Annotated in this window: 12 protein-coding genes; 4 read left to right on the forward strand and 8 right to left on the reverse strand. The window is 64.8% G+C overall.

Annotated features, from left to right (window positions below; all coding sequences use genetic code 11):
- The first annotated feature begins 2 nt into the window (after window positions 1–2).
- The 4 genes from kdpB to BGP85_RS07725 all read left to right on the forward strand — a co-directional run bounded on the left by kdpB (window position 3) and on the right by BGP85_RS07725 (window position 6,083).
- Window positions 3–2,057, forward strand: coding sequence for a potassium-transporting ATPase subunit KdpB (kdpB, locus tag BGP85_RS07710; RefSeq protein ID WP_103446630.1), 2,055 nt, complete (start codon window positions 3–5; stop codon window positions 2,055–2,057).
- 10 nt (window positions 2,058–2,067) lie between these two features.
- Window positions 2,068–2,613, forward strand: a complete 546-nt coding sequence (gene kdpC / locus BGP85_RS07715) for a potassium-transporting ATPase subunit KdpC (RefSeq protein WP_103446631.1) — start codon at window positions 2,068–2,070, stop codon at window positions 2,611–2,613.
- 123 nt (window positions 2,614–2,736) lie between these two features.
- Window positions 2,737–5,391 (forward strand): sensor histidine kinase, encoded by a 2,655-nt coding sequence (locus BGP85_RS07720; RefSeq protein WP_103446632.1) that lies wholly within the window; start codon window positions 2,737–2,739, stop codon window positions 5,389–5,391.
- The gene (locus BGP85_RS07725; protein ID WP_103446633.1) at window positions 5,388–6,083 is read left to right on the forward strand and encodes a response regulator; all 696 of its coding nucleotides are present in this window, start codon (window positions 5,388–5,390) and stop codon (window positions 6,081–6,083) included. The genes BGP85_RS07720 and BGP85_RS07725 overlap by 4 nt, the downstream gene beginning before the upstream one ends.
- Before the next feature lie 134 nt (window positions 6,084–6,217).
- Here BGP85_RS07725 and BGP85_RS07730 read toward each other — a convergent pair whose 3' ends face one another.
- From BGP85_RS07730 to BGP85_RS07765, 8 genes are all read right to left on the reverse strand, one after another.
- Window positions 6,218–7,123, reverse strand: a complete 906-nt coding sequence (locus BGP85_RS07730) for a LysR family transcriptional regulator (RefSeq protein ID WP_103446634.1) — start codon at window positions 7,121–7,123, stop codon at window positions 6,218–6,220.
- Between the two features lie 63 nt (window positions 7,124–7,186).
- Window positions 7,187–10,117, reverse strand: coding sequence for an aminotransferase (locus BGP85_RS07735; protein WP_103446635.1), 2,931 nt, complete (start codon window positions 10,115–10,117; stop codon window positions 7,187–7,189).
- 264 nt (window positions 10,118–10,381) lie between these two features.
- The gene (locus tag BGP85_RS07740) at window positions 10,382–11,980 is read right to left on the reverse strand and encodes an ABC transporter ATP-binding protein (RefSeq protein ID WP_103446636.1); all 1,599 of its coding nucleotides are present in this window, start codon (window positions 11,978–11,980) and stop codon (window positions 10,382–10,384) included.
- Between the two features lies 1 nt (window position 11,981).
- The gene (locus tag BGP85_RS07745; protein ID WP_103446637.1) at window positions 11,982–13,001 is read right to left on the reverse strand and encodes an ABC transporter permease; all 1,020 of its coding nucleotides are present in this window, start codon (window positions 12,999–13,001) and stop codon (window positions 11,982–11,984) included.
- Between the two features lies 1 nt (window position 13,002).
- A complete protein-coding gene (locus BGP85_RS07750) occupies window positions 13,003–14,076 on the reverse strand; it encodes a microcin C ABC transporter permease YejB (RefSeq protein ID WP_103446638.1) in 1,074 nt (357 codons plus the stop codon).
- 1 nt (window position 14,077) lies between these two features.
- Window positions 14,078–15,904: an extracellular solute-binding protein gene (locus BGP85_RS07755; protein ID WP_103446639.1), complete on the reverse strand. Its 1,827-nt coding sequence runs from the start codon at window positions 15,902–15,904 to the stop codon at window positions 14,078–14,080.
- Complete coding sequence (locus BGP85_RS07760) at window positions 15,901–17,730, reverse strand: extracellular solute-binding protein (protein ID WP_219811522.1); 1,830 nt, start codon at window positions 17,728–17,730, stop codon at window positions 15,901–15,903. Before BGP85_RS07760 ends, BGP85_RS07755 begins: the two co-directional genes overlap by 4 nt.
- Window positions 17,731–17,834: 104 nt before the next feature.
- Complete coding sequence (locus BGP85_RS07765; protein WP_103446640.1) at window positions 17,835–18,365, reverse strand: hypothetical protein; 531 nt, start codon at window positions 18,363–18,365, stop codon at window positions 17,835–17,837.
- Between the last annotated feature and the right edge of the window lie 74 nt (window positions 18,366–18,439).

Raw genomic sequence — 18,439 nt, forward strand, 5'->3', positions numbered from 1 at the left:
CCATGAACATGCCCATTCCTGAAGTGAAAGCCTCACACAGTGCCAAGGACCAGACCCGCTTTGCGGCCCTGTGGCGGCCGGCGCTGGTGCAGGCCTTCGTCAAGCTCGATCCGCGCCAGCTAAAACGGGCGCCGGTGATGCTGGTGGTCGCCCTGACGGCCATCCTCACCACCGCGCTGTGCTTCGCGCCTGGCAATGGCGTCAGCACCGGTGTTGCCGTGCAGATTGCCCTGTGGCTGTGGTTCACCGTGCTGTTCGCCAACTTTGCCGAGGCCCTCGCCGAGGGCCGTGGCAAGGCTCGCGCCGATAGCCTCAAGGCCGGTAGCCAGGGGCTGACGGCACAGCGCCGCAAACGCGATGGGAGTTTCGAGAGCGTCGCGGCCACGGCGCTGCGCAAAGACGATGTGGTGCGTGTGGTGGCTGGCGAGATGATCCCCGGCGACGGTGAGGTGCTCGAAGGTATCGCGGCGGTCAACGAAGCGGCCATCACCGGCGAGTCCGCGCCGGTCATCCGTGAATCCGGCGGTGACCGCTCAGCCGTTACCGGCAACACCCGGCTGGTCTCCGACTGGCTGCTGATCCGCATCACCAGCAACCCCGGCGAGTCGACCCTGGACCGCATGATCGCCCTGGTCGAAGGCGCCAAGCGGCAGAAGACCCCCAACGAAATCGCCCTCGACATCCTGCTGATCGGTCTGACCCTGATCTTCCTGATCGTGGTGGTGACCCTGCAACCATTCGCCCATTTCGCCGGCGGCAGCCTGCCGCTGATCTTCCTCGCCGCGCTGCTGGTGACGCTGATCCCCACCACCATTGGCGGCCTGCTCTCGGCCATCGGCATCGCCGGCATGGACCGCCTGGTGCGCCTGAACGTGATCGCCCGCTCCGGCCGCGCAGTGGAGGCGGCCGGCGACGTGCATACGTTGATGCTCGACAAGACCGGCACCATCACCTTCGGCAACCGCCGCTGCAGCGCCCTGCACGCGGCCCAGGGCGTGACCGCCAAGGAGCTGGGGGAGGGTGCCTTGCTCGCTTCGCTGGCCGACGACACTGCCGAGGGCAAGTCGATCGTCGAGTACCTGCGCCAGTTGCACGACTTCATCGAACCGTCAGCTGGGCAGTACCAGGCCATCGCCTTCAGCGCCGAGACGCGCCTGTCGGGCATCGACTTCCAGCAGCACCGCTATCGCAAGGGCGCCGTCGATGCCGTGCTGGCCTTCGTCGGTATGCAGCGCCTGGACCTGCCCACCGCATTGGCCCGTGAAGTTGAGAGGATCGCACAGAGCGGCGGCACCCCGTTGCTGGTGTGCCTGGATAAACGCCTGCTCGGCGTGATCCACCTCAAGGACGTGGTCAAGCCGGGCATCCGCGAGCGTTTTGCCGAGCTGCGCAAGCTGGGCATCCGCACTGTGATGGTGACCGGTGACAACCCGCTGACCGCCGCAGCCATCGCGGCCGAGGCCGGCGTGGACGATGTGCTCGCCGAAGCCACGCCGGAGAAGAAACTGGCACGCATCCGCCAGGAGCAGAACGACGGCCGCCTGGTGGCGATGTGCGGCGACGGCGCCAACGACGCCCCGGCGCTGGCCCAGGCAGACGTCGGCATGGCCATGAACGATGGAACCCAAGCGGCGCGCGAGGCGGCCAACATGGTCGACCTGGACAGCGACCCGACCAAGCTGCTGGACGTGGTGCAGGTGGGCAAGGAGCTGCTGGTGACCCGCGGAGCGCTGACTACCTTCTCCATCGCCAATGACGTGGCCAAGTACTTCGCCATCCTGCCGGCGCTGTTCGCTGCCATCTACCCGCAACTCGGCGTGCTCAACCTGATGCACCTGGCCAGCCCGCAGAGCGCGATCCTCTCGGCCATCGTGTTCAACGCGTTGATCATCATCGTGCTGATCCCGCTGGCACTGCGCGGTGTGCGTGTGCAGGCGGCGAGCGCGGCGCACCTGCTGCGGCGCAACCTGCTGATCTACGGGCTGGGCGGCATCATCGTGCCGTTTGCCGGGATCAAGCTGATCGACCTGCTGCTCAATGCCTTGCACCTGGTCTGAGGAGGCCACCATGAACAGTTACGTACGCCCGGCGATGAGCCTGATCCTGCTGATGACGGTCGTCACTGGCGCGCTGTACCCGCTGGCGGTGACCGGGGTTGCCCAGCTGGCATTCCCCGAGCAGGCCAATGGCAGCCTGGTGCGCGATGAGCGCGGGCAGGTGCGGGGTTCGGCCTTGATCGCCCAGGATTTCCAGGGCGATGGCTGGTTCCATTCACGGCCTTCGGCGGGTGCTTTTGCCACCGTGGCCAGCAGCGCCAGCAACCTGGCACCGAGCAATCCGGCTCTGGCCGAACGGGTCAAGGGCGATGCTGCAGCGCTATACCAGGCACAGTTGGGGCCGGTGCCGCAGGCCTTGCTGACCACCTCCGGCAGCGGCCTCGACCCGCACTTGCCACCGCAAGCGGTGGCCTACCAGATTCCTCGGGTAGCGGCGGCGCGGCAGATACCGGTGGAGCGCTTGCAAGCCTTGCTGGAAGAGGCCACCCTCCACCCATTGATCGGGCCACCGGTGGTCAATGTGCTGGCCTTGAACCAGGCGCTTGATCGCCTCTAATGGGCTAGGTTGCGGGCCTCATCGCGAGCTTTGCTCGCTCCTACGGGGGAATGCGTTCGCCCGTAGGAGCGAGCAAAGCTCGCGATGAGGTCCGAGACGTAAGTGCAGAACAAAGGATGAAACATGAGTGACTCCACCCGCGCAGACGCGCTGTTGGCCACCCTCCCACGCAGCGGTCGCGGTCGGCTCAAGGTCTTCCTCGGTGCCGCCCCAGGCGTGGGCAAGACCTTTGCCATGCTCCAGGCCGCCCACGCCCAGCAACGCCAAGGCGTGCAAGTGCTGGCCGGGGTAGTCGAAACCCATGGCCGCAGCGAAACCGAAGCGCTGCTTGGCGGCCTGCTCCAGCAGCCCTTGCTGCGCAGCGAATACCGCGGTGTCACCCTCGAGGAAATGGACCTCGACGGCCTGCTCAAGGCCGCGCCGACCTTGGTCCTGGTCGACGAACTGGCCCACACCAACGCCCCCGGCAGCCGTCACGCCAAGCGCTGGCAGGACGTGCAAGAGCTGCTCGCCGCCGGCATCGACGTGTACACCACGGTCAACGTCCAGCACCTGGAAAGCCTCAACGACAAGGTCCGTGGCATTACCGGCGTGCATGTGCGCGAAACGCTGCCGGACTGGGTGCTGCAGGAAGCCTTCGAGCTGGTGTTGATCGACCTGCCGCCGCGCGAACTGCTCGAACGCCTGCGCGAAGGCAAGGTGTATGTGCCGGAACAGGCGCGGGCCGCCATCGATGCGTACTTCTCGCAAACCAACCTTACCGCCCTGCGCGAGCTGGCCATGCAGACCGCCGCCGCCCAGGTCGATGCCGACCTGGCCCACGGTTACCGTTTGCGTGGCGAAGCGGCGCCTACCTTGCGTGGGCGCCTGTTGGTGGGCGTCGATGGCGATGAGCAGGCCGAGCGCCTGGTGCGCCACGCCAGCCGTGTTGCCCAGCGCCGTCATCTGCCGTGGAGCCTGGTGCACGTCGACAACGGCCGCTTGCGTGACGAAGCCGCCCGCCAGCGCCTGCAGGCGGCTCAGCAACTGGCCGAGCGCCTGGGGGGCGAGGTGGTGTTGCTGCGTGCCGGCGAGGTGGCGCGGACCTTGATCCAGCACGCCGCCGAGCGTCGCGCCAGCCTGGTGCTGGTCGGGCAATCCCGTGACCGGCTGCGCCGTCGCCTGTTCGGCGCCGGCGTCGCCACCCGGCTGCTGCGCGAAAGCCATGGCCTGGAGATCAATGTGCTCGACCGCGACAGCCAGGCACGGCCGGCGCGTGCGGCGGTCAGCCGGGTGTGGGTCTGGCGTCATTACTTGCTGGCGCTGGTGGCCACGGTGCTGGCCGCCGGCCTGGCCTGGGGCGTGTCGAGCGTGTTGGCGCTGCCCAACATCTCGCTGGTGTTCCTCGCCGCCGTGCTGCTGGTGGCCGTGCGCAGCAGCCTGGGCCCGGCGCTGGCCTGTGCGGCGCTGTCGTTCCTGACCTACGACTTCCTGTTCATTCCGCCGAACTTCTCGTTCAGCATCCAGCGCGAGGAAGACGTGCTGACGCTGGTGTTCTTCCTGCTCATGGCGGCCCTCACCGGCAACCTCGCGGCCCGCCAGCGCAGCCAGTTGCAGGCCCTGCGCGAAACCCAGGCGCAGACCAACCAGCTGCTCGACCTGTCGCGTCGCCTGACCGTGGCCACTGACCGCCAGGCTGTGTTCAACGCCGCCGGTCGCCACCTCAATGGCTGGAAAGACGTGCAGGTGTGCCTGCTGGAGCGCAACAGCGAAGGGCTGCTGCACCTGGCGAGCGGTGAAACCCAGGTCTTGAGCGATAACGAACGTGCCGCCGCCGAGTGGGCCTGGCAGCATGGCCAGGCTGCAGGCCACGGCAGTGATACCTTGCCCAACGGGCGCTGGTGGTGGTGGCCGCTGGCAGTTGACGATCAGCCCCTGGCCCTGCTCGGGGTGCGCCCACGCTCTGGCGAGCCGTTGACTGCCCAGCGTCGGCGCTTGCTGATGGCCCTTGGCCAACCCCTGGCACAGGCCCTGGCTCGTGCCAGGCTGGCCGAACAGCTCGAAGCCGCCCGCCTGCACGGCGAAACCGAGCAGCTGCGCAGTGCCTTGCTCGCCTCCGTGTCCCACGACCTGCGCACCCCACTGACAGCCATGCGCGGCAGTATCGACAGCCTGCTGGCGCTTGGCGAGGCGATCCCCGTTGAAGATCGCCGCGAGCTGCTCGAAGGCACGCGCAACGAAGCCGAACGCCTGGACCGCTACATCCAGAACCTGCTCGACATGACCCGCCTCGGCCACGGCGGCCTCAAGCTTGCCCGCGACTGGGTGGCCCCGGCTGATATTGTCGGCAGTGCCCTCAACCGGCTGCGCGCGGTGCTGGCGCCGTTGCACGTACACACCGAGGTGCCCGGCGAGCTGCCGTTGCTGTTCGTGCACGCCGCGCTGATCGAGCAGGCGCTGATCAATGTGCTGGAAAACGCCGCACGCTTCTCGCCCGCGCAAGGTCGCCTGGACCTGCAGGTTTCGGTGCACGACGAGCAGCTGCACTTCGCCGTCAGCGACCAGGGCCCCGGTATCCCGGTGGCCGAACGCGAGAAGATCTTCGACATGTTCTACACCGCTGCCCGTGGCGACCGTGGTGGGCAGGGCACCGGCCTGGGCCTGGCGATCTGCCAGGGCATGATCGGTGCCCACGGCGGGCAGATCCTGGTAGGCGAAGGCATCGATGGCCACGGCACCTGCATCACTCTATGCTTGCCGCTGCCCCAGCAACCCGAAGCCGAAAGCGAAACACCATGAGCCAGTCCGCCACCCTGTTGGTCATCGACGACGAACCACAGATCCGCAAGTTCCTGCGCATCAGCCTCAGCTCCCAGGGCTACAAGGTGATCGAAGCCGCCACCGGCAGCGAAGGCTTGGCCCAGGCCGCGCTGGCCAAGCCCGACCTGGTGGTGCTCGACCTCGGCCTGCCCGACATGGACGGCCAGCAGGTGCTGCGCGAGTTGCGCGAGTGGAGCGCGGTGCCGGTGCTGGTGTTGTCGGTGCGGGCCAGCGAGGTGCAGAAGGTCGATGCGCTGGATGGCGGCGCCAATGACTATGTGACCAAGCCTTTCGGCATCCAGGAGTTTCTGGCCCGGGTGCGTGCGCTGCTACGTCAGGTGCCGCAGTCGGGCGGCAGCGAAGTGACGGCGAGCTTCGGGCCGCTGGTGGTGGATTTCGCCTTCCGCAAAGTGACCCTGGAGGGTGTGGAGATCGCGCTGACGCGCAAGGAGTACGCACTGCTGGCGCAGCTGGCGGGGCATCCAGGGCGGGTGATTACCCAGCAGCAATTGCTCAAGGACATCTGGGGACCGACCCATGTCGACGACACCCACTACCTGAGGATCGTGGTGGGGCATTTGCGGCAGAAGCTTGGCGATGACCCGACGGCGCCACGCTTCATCATTACCGAGGCCGGGGTGGGCTACCGCCTGGTGGCCCCGCTTTCATGAATGAAGCAGCACCCTGTAGGAGCGGGCTTGTCCCGCGAACACCGGCGGAGCCGGTGCCATCCCGTGATATGCATGGCACCGGCTCCGCCGGTGTTCGCGGGGCAAGCCCGCTCCTACAGGAGATATGCGTGATATCAAGCCCTGGGGGGTTCTTTCTCGAACAGCTGGCGCATGACTTCCAGATAGCGCCTGGCACCCAGCCCCAACGGCCGCGGCTTCAGCCAGATGATGTCCACCCACAGCCGCAACCGGCTGGCCATGTTGTCAAACCGCACCTCGGCCAGTGCCCCCGAAGCGATCAACGGCTCCACCAGCGGCTGCGGCAAGTAGGCCCAGCCCAGGCCGGACTGCACCAGGTCGAGCGTCGCCAGATAGCTGTCGGTCAACCATATCCGCCGCGACAGCACCATGCGCGGGTCCGAGCCGGTGGCCTTGCCCGAAGCCACGATGATCTGCCGCTGTTCGGCAAACGCTTCTTCAGGCAGCGGCGTGCCACTGTTGCTGCCTGCAGGATGACGCGGTGAAGCGACAGCCACCAGCAACTGGCTGCCCGCTTCGAGAAAGGACTCGCGCTCATCGATCCCCGGGCGTTCGAACACCAGCGCCAGTTGCACGCTGCCCTCATGCAGCAAGCGCACCGCCTCGGTCTGGGTCGCCGAGCGCACTTCGATCTCCAGGCTGGGGAACTCCTTCGCCAGGGTTTCCAGCGGCTGGCTCCAGCGGCCGGTCTGCAGCTCCGGGGCCATGGCGATGGTCAGGCGTTTTTCCAGCCCCTGATGCAGTTGCAGGGCCTGGGCGTCGAGCAGGTTGAGCTGGCAGATCACCTGCCTGGCTTGCGGCTCCAGCGCCAGGGCGGCGCTGGTGGGCAAGGCTTTACGTGTAGCGCGGTCGAACAGAGCCAGGTCCAGCTCTGCCTCCAGTTGTGCGATGGCCATGCTCACGGCCGACGGCACCCGCCCCAGCTTGCGCGCGGCGGCAGAGAATGAGCCCGCTTCCAGCACTGCGAGGAAAATTGCCAGGGAGTCGCTGCTGAAGGCCATGTCCGCAAACCTGAGAAGGAGGCCGGAAAGTATGAACACTCGCCGGCCCGCTTGACAGCCCCCTTACAGGCCTTCGCCAAGCACCCGGTCAATGCTGTCGACGAAGTAGTCGACGCTCGCCCGGGTGGTGCACATCGGCGGCTTGATCTTGAGGATGTTCAGGTAGTCGCCGGTCGGCTGCATGAAGATCCCCAGTTCGCGCAGGCGGTCGCACAGCAGCATGGTTTCCTCGGTCGCCGGCTCCAGGGTTTCACGGTTGCGCACCAGCTCCAGCCCCAGGTAGAAGCCCGAACCATGCGCCGCGCCAGCCAGCGGGTGCTTGTCGACCAGCGCCTGCAGGCGCGCCTTGAAATAGCGCCCGGTGTCGCGGGCGTTGTCCCACAGGCCTTCCTCCTGCATCACGTCCAGTACCGCCATGCCGATGCGGCAGCTCACCGGGCTGCCGCCGGCCGAGGAAAAGAAGTAACCCTCGGCCTCCAGTGCCTCGGCGATCTCGCGGCGGGTGATCACCACACCCAGCGGCTGGCCGTTGCCCATGCCCTTGGCCATGGTGATGATGTCGGGCACCACGCCCTGTTCCTCGAAGCCCCAGAAGTACTCGCCCAGGCGGCCATAACCGACCTGCACTTCGTCGGCGATGCACACGCCACCGCGGGCGCGGACCTTGGCATAGGCTTGGCGCAGGTAACCGGCCGGCAGCGAAATGCCCCCGGCATTGCCGTACACCGGTTCGCAGATGATGCCGGCCAGCTGGCGGCCACGGGCATCGAGGTCGGCCAGCTTGGCGTCGACATCGCGCAGGTAGTCGGTCGCCGTGTCGGCACCGCGGAAGCGGCCGCGGAAGGTGTTCGGTGCCTCCACCGGGTGCACCCAGTCGGGGCGGGTTTCCAGGGCCTGGGGGTTGTCGGCGATGGAGGTGGAAATGGCATCGGTGGCCACCGACCAGCCGTGGTAGGCCTCCAGCACGCTGAGCAGGTCGCGGCCGCCGCTGTAGGCCCAGGCCAGGCGGATCGCCAGGTCGTTGGCCTCGGTGCCGCTGTTGACCATGAACACCCGGTCGAAGCCCTCGGGTGCGAGGTCGAGCAGGCGCTCGGAGAACTCGGTGATGGCGGCGTAATGGAAGCGCGAGTTGGTGTTGAGCAGCGACCACTGGCGTGCCGACTCGGCGACCATGCGTGGGTGGCCATGGCCGAGCACGGCGACGTTGTTGAGCATGTCCAGGTACGAGCGACCTTGCAGGTCGATCAGGTAATTGCGCCAGCCGCGTTCGATCTGCGGCGGCTGCGTGTAGTAGTGCTTCTGCGAGCGGGCGAAGCTGGCATCGCGACGGGCCAGCAGGGCCTGTGGGTCGGGCAATGGTTCGGCGTCGCAATCGAAGCCCAGCAGCGCGCTAGGCGACGGGCACAGGGCCAGCCAGGCGTCAGCTTGCGACGGAGTAGCGAAGAACGGCGGCTGGATGTGGGTGTCAAGGCACAGCTGGACACTGAGAAAGCCGCAACTGCTGCCCAGCGATTGCCCTTTCGTCACGGTCTGGCCATCCGCCGGGGCCTCTTCCAGGCCTTGTAACCACAAGGCCCATTGTGGCGTGCGCAGGCAGCCGCGACCGTCGCCGTGACGTTGCCAGATGCCTGCTTCCGGCGCCTGAACCGGGCTGCCATTGGACACATGCAGTTCCACGCCCAGCGCGCAGGTGGCAGGCTCTTCGGGGCGATCGACACGGGTTTGTGACAGGCGATACTGGCCGTGCAGGCTGCAGGCCGGTGCAGGTTGCGAGCTCAGCAGCTGCTGGTCGAAGCCCGCCTGTTCCCAGTTGCCGGCTTCGCAGTGCGCGCTGAGCACGCCCAGGTCGATTCGCCTGACCGCTTGCCCGGCCAACTCGGGGAGCAGCGGCGCACAGCCCGTCAGGTCGGCGGCATCGGCCTGCAGACCGGCCGCCTGGAGAATGGCCGCCTCCATCAAGGCGAATGGCACGGCGGTGGCGGTATCGAAGATTTCCCACTCATGGGCGACGTTGTCGCGGATGTACTGGTTGTCCGGGTCCACGGCCAGTTGCTGCGCGCTGCTCAGCACCAGCACCGCTGCACGGTTGAGTACCAACGGCCACAAGGCACGCAGTTCAGCCTCGGTCAGTGGGTTGAGGGCCTGGTAGGCGCTGACCGCCGGCAGGATACGCAGCGGGTCGCCTTCGGCATGGTGCAGCAAGGCTGCGCAGGTCACTGACAGGTCGGCGATGCGCCAGGTGCGCGACAGGTCGCCGAAGTCGATCACGCCCTGCAGTTGCCACTGGCGCTGCTCGTCGCGGGCCCACACGGTGTTGTCGTCGGTGATATCCAGGTGCACGGCCTGGGTCGGCAGCCGCTGCGCCAAGGGTGCCAGGCGCTTGCTGGCCAGGCGCGTGGCCTGCTCGATACGGGTGCGTTGGCTGGCATCCTGCAGCACTGGCAGCAGGTGTTCGATCAGCGCCTGGGCATGTTGCGGGTCCCATTGCAGGGTGCGCTCCAGGCCAGGGTGGTCGAAACCGACCAAGGCCTGGTCGAGCCGTGCGCACAGCCTGCCCAGTTCAGCCATCAGGCGTGGCGGCATGTGCTTGAGGCGGGTCAGTGGCTGGCCGTCGATGTAGTCGAGCAGGCGCACCCGCAGGGGTTGCCCGTCGATGTCCATTGCCAGCAAGGTTTCGCCATCCTGCGCAGCTTGCACGGCGGGTACTGGCAAGCCCCGCTCGCGCAGGTAGGTCAGGGCGGCATGCTGCGCCTGCAGATCGACCTCGGCATAGCTGCCATGGCAGGCCTTGAGCACGAAGCGCCCTTGCGCTGTGTCCACGCGGAAGTTCAGGTCCTGCTGGCTGCCCAGAGCTGTCAGGTCGCCATCCAGGCCGTAGTGCGCTTGCAGCAGTGTATGCGCCTGGGCTTCGCTGAGAGTGGGGCTGGGCAGGCCAGAACGCTGGATCAGCGTGTCGAGGGCAGGGGAGGCGGGTTTTTGTTGTGGGCTGGGCATGGGCTCTACCGTTGCTGCTGGGGTTGACGGTGGAGAATCTATTCCCGATCTGGCTGATGATGAAAGACGATCGTGATCAGAATTTCTGATGACTGAAACCGTCTGAGTTCCGGTGTTCGCTTGCCGGTGAGTGGGCCTGCCAAGGGATTGCAGTAGGGCTGACAGGTGCATGCCTTGGTTTTTGCAGAGTAGCTGAGATCGAGCGCCGTCCGCGAGGCGCTCGATCTAATAGAGCTTCATGCATTCTGCAGGCAGGCCCCCGTATCACTCCCCCAAAAATGCCGCTTGCAACAATTGTTTCGTATAAACGTGTTGCGGCGCATGGAAGATCTCCCGCGCATCGCCTTGCTCCACCACATGCCCATGCTTGATCACCATCAACTGGTGGCTTAGCGCCTTCACCACCGCCAGGTCATGGCTGATGAACAGGTATGTCAGGTTGTACTTGGCCTGCAGATTGCGCAGCAATTCCACCACCTGACGCTGCACCGTGCGGTCCAGCGCTGAGGTCGGCTCATCCAGCAGGATCAGCGCCGGCTTCAACACCAACGCGCGGGCAATGGCGATCCGCTGGCGCTGACCACCGGAAAACTCATGGGGGTAGCGATGGCGAGTGCGCGGGTCCAGCCCCACTTCCTCCAGCGCCGCAACGATTGCGGCTTCCTGTTCCTCCGGCGTGCCGATCTTGTGAATCCGCAGCCCTTCGCCGACGATATCCGCCACACACATGCGCGGGCTCAGGCTGCCAAAGGGGTCCTGGAACACCACCTGCATTTCCCGCCGCAGCGGCCGCACTGCCTTCTGGTTCATCCCTTCGAGCTGTTGGCCATGAAAGCGGATACCGCCTTGGCTGGAGATCAACCGCAGAATCGCCAGCCCCAGAGTCGACTTGCCTGACCCGGATTCGCCAACAATCCCCAGCGTCTGCCCCTGGGGCAGGCTGAAGTTGATCCCGTCCACCGCCTTCACGTGGTCAACCGTCTTGCGCAGCAGCCCCTTCTTGATCGGGAACCAGACTTTCAGGTCATTCACCTCCAGCAGCGGCGCCCCTACCGGGTTATGCGCCGGCAACCCGCTGGGCTCGGCATTGATCAGCATCTGCGTGTAGTGATGCTGCGGGGCACTGAACAGCGTGGCGCACTCGGCCTGTTCGACGATCTGCCCGTGTTGCATCACGCACACGCGGTGGGCGATGCGCCGTACCAGGTTGAGGTCGTGGCTGATCAGCAGCAAGGCCATCCCTAACTTTGCCTGCAGCTTTTTCAACAGGTCGAGGATCTTCAACTGCACAGTCACATCCAGCGCCGTGGTCGGCTCGTCGGCAATCAGCAGCTCCGGCTCGTTGGCCAGGGCCATGGCGATCATTACCCGCTGACGCTGGCCGCCGGACAGTTCGTGAGGCAGGGCCTTCAGGCGCTTGCGCGGTTCAGGGATGCCGACCATTTCCAACAGCTCAAGCGTGCGCGCTGTGGCTTCCTTGCCGGTCAGGCCCTTGTGCAGCAGGAGGATTTCGTTGATCTGCTTCTCGATGCAGTGCAGTGGGTTCAGCGAGGTCATCGGTTCCTGGAAGATCATCGCGATGCGATTGCCGCGAATACGTTGCAGGGTCTTCTCGTTCTGCTGCAGCAGGTCCTTGCCTTCATAGCGGATGCTGCCCCTGGGGTGGCGGGCCAGGGGGTAGGGCAGCAGGCGCAGGATCGAGTGCGCGGTGACGGATTTGCCCGAGCCGCTTTCGCCGACCAGGGCCAGGGTCTCGCCCTTGCGGATGTCGAAGCTGATGCCGTCGACCACCCGGTTGACCTGCTCGCCGGTGACAAACTCCACCGCCAGGTCGCGCACTTCGATCAGGTTCTGTTCGCTCATTTCACTTCCTCGGGTCGAAGGCATCGCGGGCGGATTCGCCGATGAACACCAGCAGGCTCAGCATGATCGCCAGCACGGCGAAGGCGCTGATGCCCAGCCACGGGGCTTGCAGGTTGGACTTGCCTTGCGCCACCAACTCGCCCAGCGACGGTGCGCCGGGGGGCAGGCCGAAGCCGAGGAAGTCCAGCGCGGTAAGGGTGCCGATGGCACCGGTGAGGATGAACGGCATGAAGGTCATGGTCGAGATCATGGCATTGGGCAGGATGTGCCGGTACATGATCGCGCCGTTGCGCATGCCCAGGGCTCGGGCCGCGCGCACGTATTCAAGGTTGCGCCCGCGCAGGAACTCCGCGCGTACCACGTCCACCAGGCTCATCCACGAGAACAGCAGCATGATACCCAGCAGCCACCAGAAGTTGGGCTGCACGAAGCTGGCGAGGATGATCAGCAGGTACAGCACCGGCAGGCCGGACCAGATTTCCAGGAAGCGCTGCCCGGCCAGGTCCACCCAGCCGCCGTAGAAACCCTGCAGGGCGCCAGCAATGACGCCGACGATGGAACTGAGCACGGTCAGGGTGAGTGCGAACAGCACCGACACGCGGAAGCCGTAGATCACTCGCGCCAGCACGTCGCGGCCCTGGTCGTCGGTACCCAGCCAGTTGTCCGCCGAGGGCGGCGCCGGAGCCGGTACGCGCAGGTCGTAATTGATGCTCTGGTAGCTGAACGGGATCGGCGCCCAGACCACGAAGCTGTCTTTCTTCTCCAGCAGGTCGCGGATGTACGGGCTCTTGTAGTTGGCTTCCAGCGGGAATTCACCGCCGAAGGTGGTTTCCGGGTAGCGCTTGAATGCCGGGAAGTACCACGAGCCGTCGTAGCGCACGGCAATCGGTTTGTCGTTGGCGATCAGCTCGGCGCCCAGGCTCAGGCCGAACAGGATCAGGAACAGCCACAGTGACCACCAGCCTCGGCGGTTGGCCTTGAAACGCTCGAAGCGCCGGCGGTTGAGGGGGGACAGGGCCATGTCAGTGCTCCCGGCTGGCAAAGTCGATGCGTGGATCGACCAGGGTGTAGGTCAGGTCGCCGATCAGCTTCACCACCAGCCCGAGCAGGGTGAAGATGAACAGGGTGCCGAAGACCACCGGGTAGTCGCGGTTGATGGCCGCTTCGAAACTCATCAGGCCCAGGCCATCGAGGCTGAAGATCACCTCGATCAGCAGGGAGCCGGTGAAGAAGATGCCGATGAACGCCGACGGGAAGCCGGCGATCACCAGCAGCATGGCATTGCGGAACACATGCCCATACAGCACGCGCGGCCGGCTCAGGCCCTTGGCCTTGGCGGTAACCACGTACTGCTTGTTGATCTCGTCGAGGAAGCTGTTCTTGGTCAGCAGGGTCATGGTGGCGAAGTTGCCGATCACCAGGGCGGTGATCGGCAGCACCAGGTGCCAGAAGTAATCGAGCACCTTGCCCGTGGTGGACAGCTCCTCGAAGTTGTTCGAGGTCAGGCCGCGCAGCGGGAACCAGTCGAAGTAACTGCCACCGGCGAACAGCACGATCAGCAGGATGGCGAACAGGAACGCCGGGATGGCGTAGCCGACGATGATCGCCGAGCTGGTCCAGACGTCGAAGTGGCTGCCGTGGCGCACGGCCTTGGCGATGCCCAGCGGGATCGACACCAGGTACATGATCAGCGTGCTCCACAGCCCCAGCGAGATCGACACCGGCATCTTCTCGGCGATCAGGTCGATGACCTTGGCGTCACGGAAGAAGCTGTTGCCGAAGTCCAGGGTGGCGTAGTTCTTGACCATGATCCACAGGCGTTCGGGCGCTGACTTGTCGAAGCCGTACATATGCTCGATCTCGGCGATCAGCGCCGGGTCCAGGCCCTGGGCGCCGCGGTAGTTGGAACCGGCCACCGAAACTTCGGCGCCGCCGCCAGCGATGCGGCTGGTGGCGCCCTCGAAGCCTTCGAGCTTGGCGATCATCTGCTCCACCGGGCCGCCGGGGGCGGCCTGGACGATGATGAAGTTGATGATCAGGATGCCGAACAGGGTCGGGATGATCAGCAGCAGGCGGCGCAGGATATAGGCCAGCATGTCAGTTGGCCTCGTCCGCAGGGGCTTCGGTGACCGCTGGTGTCACGTCTGGTTTGACCCACCAGGTGTCGATGCCGACGTCATACTTGGGCGATACCTTGGGGTGGCCGATGTGGTTCCAGTAGGCCACCCGATTGGTCTTGATATGCCAGTTGGGCACCACGTAGTAACCCCATTGCAGCACGCGGTCGAGGGCGCGGCAGTGGTCGATCAGGCTCTGGCGCGAGTCGGCATTGATCAGTTCCTCCACCAGTTGATCGATGGCCGGGTCGCGCAGGCCGATGAAGTTGCGGCTGCCGGGGTTGTCGGCGGCAGAGCTGGACCAGAACTCGCGCTGTTCGTTGCCGGGCGAATTGGATTGCGCAAAGCCGCCAACGATCATGTCGAAGTCACGCGAGCGCAGGCGGTTGATGTATTGCGAGACGTCCACGCGGCGGATCTCGAAGCCTATCCCTAAGTCGGCGAGGTTGCGCTTGAACGGCAGCAGCACGCGTTCGAACTGGGTCTGTGCCAGCAGGAACTCGATGCTGACCGGTTTGCCATCCTTGTCGACCATCTTGTCGTCGACGATCTTCCAGCCGGCTTCCTGAAGGAGCTTGTAGGCCTGGCGCTGTTGCTCGCGGATCATCCCGCTGCCGTCGCTGGTCGGGTTGGCGAAGGCCTCGGTGAACACCTGCTCGGGGACCTTGCCGCGCAGCGGTTCGAGGATTTTCAGCTCGGCCGGCGAGGGCAGGCCACTGGCGGCCATTTCGGAGTTCTCGAAGTAACTGTCGGTGCGAATGTAGGCGCCGTTGAACAGCTGCTTGTTGGTCCATTCGAAGTCGAACAACAGGCTGAGTGCCTTGCGTACACGCACGTCCTGGAACACCGGCTTGCGCAGGTTGAAGACGAAGCCTTGCATGCCCACCGGGTTGCCGTTGGGTATTTCTTCCTTTATCAGGCGGCCATCGCGTACGGCGGGAACGTCGTACGCGGTCGCCCAGTTCTTCGCGCTCATCTCCAGTTCGTAGTCGAAGGCCCCGGCCTTGAGTGCCTCCAGCGCCACGTTGTTGTCACGGTAGACATCGAAGGTCATGGCGTCGAAGTTGTAGAACCCGCGGTTGATCGGCAGGTCCTTGGCCCAGTAATCCTTGACCCGCTCGTAGCGGATCGAGCGCCCGGCCTTGACCTCGGCGACCTTGTACGGGCCGCTGCCAAGCGGCGGTTCGAGGTTGCCACGGGTGAATTCGCGGGCTTCGTACCAATGCTTGGGCAGCACCGGCAGCTGGCCGAGAATCAGCGGCAGCTCGCGGTTATTGTTGTGCTTGAACTTGAACAGCACCTTAAGTGGGTCTTCTGCGACCACTTCAGCCACATCCCCGTAGTACTGGCGGTACAGCGGGGCGCCGTCCTTGATCAGGGTGTTGAAGGTGAATACCACGTCTTCGGCACGCATCGGGTGGCCATCGTGGAAGCGTGCCTCGGGGCGCAGGTAGAAGCGCACCCAGCTGTTGTCCGGGGCCTTCTCGATCTTGCCGGCGACCAGGCCGTATTCGGTGAACGGCTCATCCTGGCTCTGACGCATCAGGGTGTCGTAGATGATGCTGACGTTGTCAGCCGAGATGCCTTTGTTGATGAACGGGTTGAGGCTGTCGAAGCCACCGAAGCTGGACTGACGGAAGGTGCCGCCCTTGGGCGCGTCGGGGTTGACGTAGTCGAAGTGCTTGAAGTCGGCCGGGTATTTCGGCGGCTCGTCGTACAAAGTCAGCGCGTGTTGCGGCGCAGCCAGCGCGGGCAGGCTCAGGCAGGCGAACAGCAGGCTGCAGGCCAGGCGTAGCGTCGGCTTCATTGGGCTTTCTCCGAAGGCTTTATCCACCAGGTATTCAGCCCGAGGGTGTAGGGCGGCGTGGTGATGAAGGCGAACCGGTTGCGGTAGGCCAGGCGGTGATTGTCGAGGTACCAGTTGGGGATCATGTAGTACTGCCATGAGAGCACGCGGTCCAGGGCGCGGGCGGCGGCGACCTGATCGTCGCGGGTGCGTGCGGCCAGCAAAGTGTTGAGCAGGTGGTCGACCACCGGGTCCTTGACCCCTGCATAGTTCTTGCTGCCTTTGGTCGAGGCCTGGCTGGAATGAAAGTACAGCCACTGTTCGAGGCCCGGGCTCAAGGTCTGGTTCAAGGTCATCAGGATCATGTCGAAGTCGAACTGGTCCAGGCGTTGTTTGTACTGGGCACGGTCCACCGTGCGCAAGCGCGCATCGATACCGATGCTGGCCAGGTTTTCGACATAAGGTTGCAGGATGCGTTCGAGGCTTGGGTTCACCAGCAGCAGCTCCATGCTGAACGGTTGGCCCTTGGCGTTGACCAGGCGCTGGCCGTCGAGCTTCCAGCCAGCCTGATTGAGCAGGCCCAGCGCTTGGCGCAGGGTCTGGCGGCCAATGCCGCGCCCGTCGGTGTGGCTGACCTGGTAGGGCTGGGTGAACAGCTTGTCGGGCAGCTGGTCACGGAACGGTGCCAGCAGCAGCCATTCCTTACCGGTGGGCACGCCGCTGGCGGCGAGCTCGCTGTTGGGGTAGTAGCTGGTGGCACGGCGGTACGCGCTGCTGAACAGCGCCCGGTTGGTCCACTCGAAATCGAGCATCAGGCCCAGCGCCTGGCGCACCCTGGGGTCGCTGAAGGTGGCCCGGCGGCTGTTCATGAACAGGCCCTGGGTCTGGGTGGGGATGCGGTGCGGGATCTGCGCCTTGATCACCTCGCCACGGCGCACGGCCGGGAAGTTGTAGCCATTGGCCCAGTTTTTCGCCTGGTGCTCGATATAGATGTCGAACTCACCGGCCTTGAACGCTTCGAAGGCCACGGTGGCATCGCGGTAGAACTCGTACTCGACGCGGTTGAAATTGTACTTGCCGCGGTTCACCGCCAGGTCCTTGCCCCAGTAGTTCTTCACCCGCTCGAACACCAGGCGTCGGCCAGGTTCCACCTGGGTGATGCGATACGGCCCGCTGCCCAGCGGTGGTTCGAAGGTGGTGGCCTCGAAGTCACGCTTTTGCCAGTAGTGCTTGGGCAATACCGGCATTTCGCCCAGGCGCAGGATCAGCAGTGGGTTGCCGGCGCGCTTGAAGACGAAACGGACGCGCAGCGGGCCGAGGATGTCGACGCGCTGCACCTCCTGCAGATTGGTGCGGTAGATCGGGTGCCCTTGCTTGAGCAGGGTACGGTACGAGAATGCCACGTCGGCGGCGGTGATCGGCGCGCCGTCATGCCAGCGGGCTTCCGGGCGCAGGTTGAACACCACCCAGCTGCGGTCTTCGCTGTACTCCACCGAACGGGCGATCAGGCCATAGCTGGAGGTGGGCTCGTCACCGGACGGGTCGTACTGGCCGGTGCCGACCATCAGCGTTTCGTTCAGCTCGCTGATGCCATACTGCAGGAAGTTCGGCGTGGTGACCGGGCTGGTGCCCTTGAAGGTGTAGGGGTTGAGCGTGTCGAAGGTGCCGAATGCCATGGCCCGCAAGGTACCGCCCTTGGGCGCTTGCGGGTTGACCCAGTCGAAGTGGGTGAATGTGGCTGGGTACTTGAGCGTGCCGAACTGCGCGTATCCGTGGCTTTCGCTCACCATCGCGACGGCGGGGAAGCTCAAGGCCAGGCTGAATGACAGCAGGAGGGGACGTATCAAGTCGGCATCCGATCCAGAGGCGTTGGGCTTTGGTCGGGGTACAGTAACAGCTTGGCGGGGTTGGAAAAAGAGCGCTGCTGAGGCGCTCTGTTTCGAGGTGGGTCTCAGCCGCTGTAGCGTGCGACGCCGATTACATTGCCATTATCAGCGGCGGTGAATTTGACCCTGTATTCGGCGCCGTTCTGATCGAATAGTTTCCAATATGTGTCGCGTGAGGCGCGTGTTGGGGCTTTACGATTACGTCGGCTGATACGCAGTACATTCATTTGCCCAGGAATATCGTTGAACGTCACGGACTGCCCGAACCATTCATGGGTTACTGCCGGCCCGACCGGTAAAGCGTAGTGCAGGTAGCTGTGATTCTCGGGTTCGATATCGTCCAGAACGACACCGCGGGAGTATCGGTTGTGGTAGAAAAACGAATCAGTGACTGGCCCCGTGTAGAGGCCACCATTGGATTCCAGGTGTTCGGTCGACTGTTCGATCCGGAATGCGGGATCATTAAACTTCAGTGCGTACAGATCAAGATCGATCGAAGGGTTGACTCCCACTCTTCCCTGGCTGGCATAGTCTATGCGGTCAAACGTGAAAGCTTGAAAGATGTTTTTGTCGAACAGTTCACGCGGCGTGCTCATCAGGTGATCCTCGCTTGTGATGTGAGGTTGCATGATCACCGCGCGTCACCAAGTCGTGAGGTACATAGATATGA

This window comes from Pseudomonas putida, from assembly GCF_002906855.1.
GTDB classification, from domain to species: Bacteria; Pseudomonadota; Gammaproteobacteria; order Pseudomonadales; family Pseudomonadaceae; genus Aquipseudomonas; species Aquipseudomonas putida_N.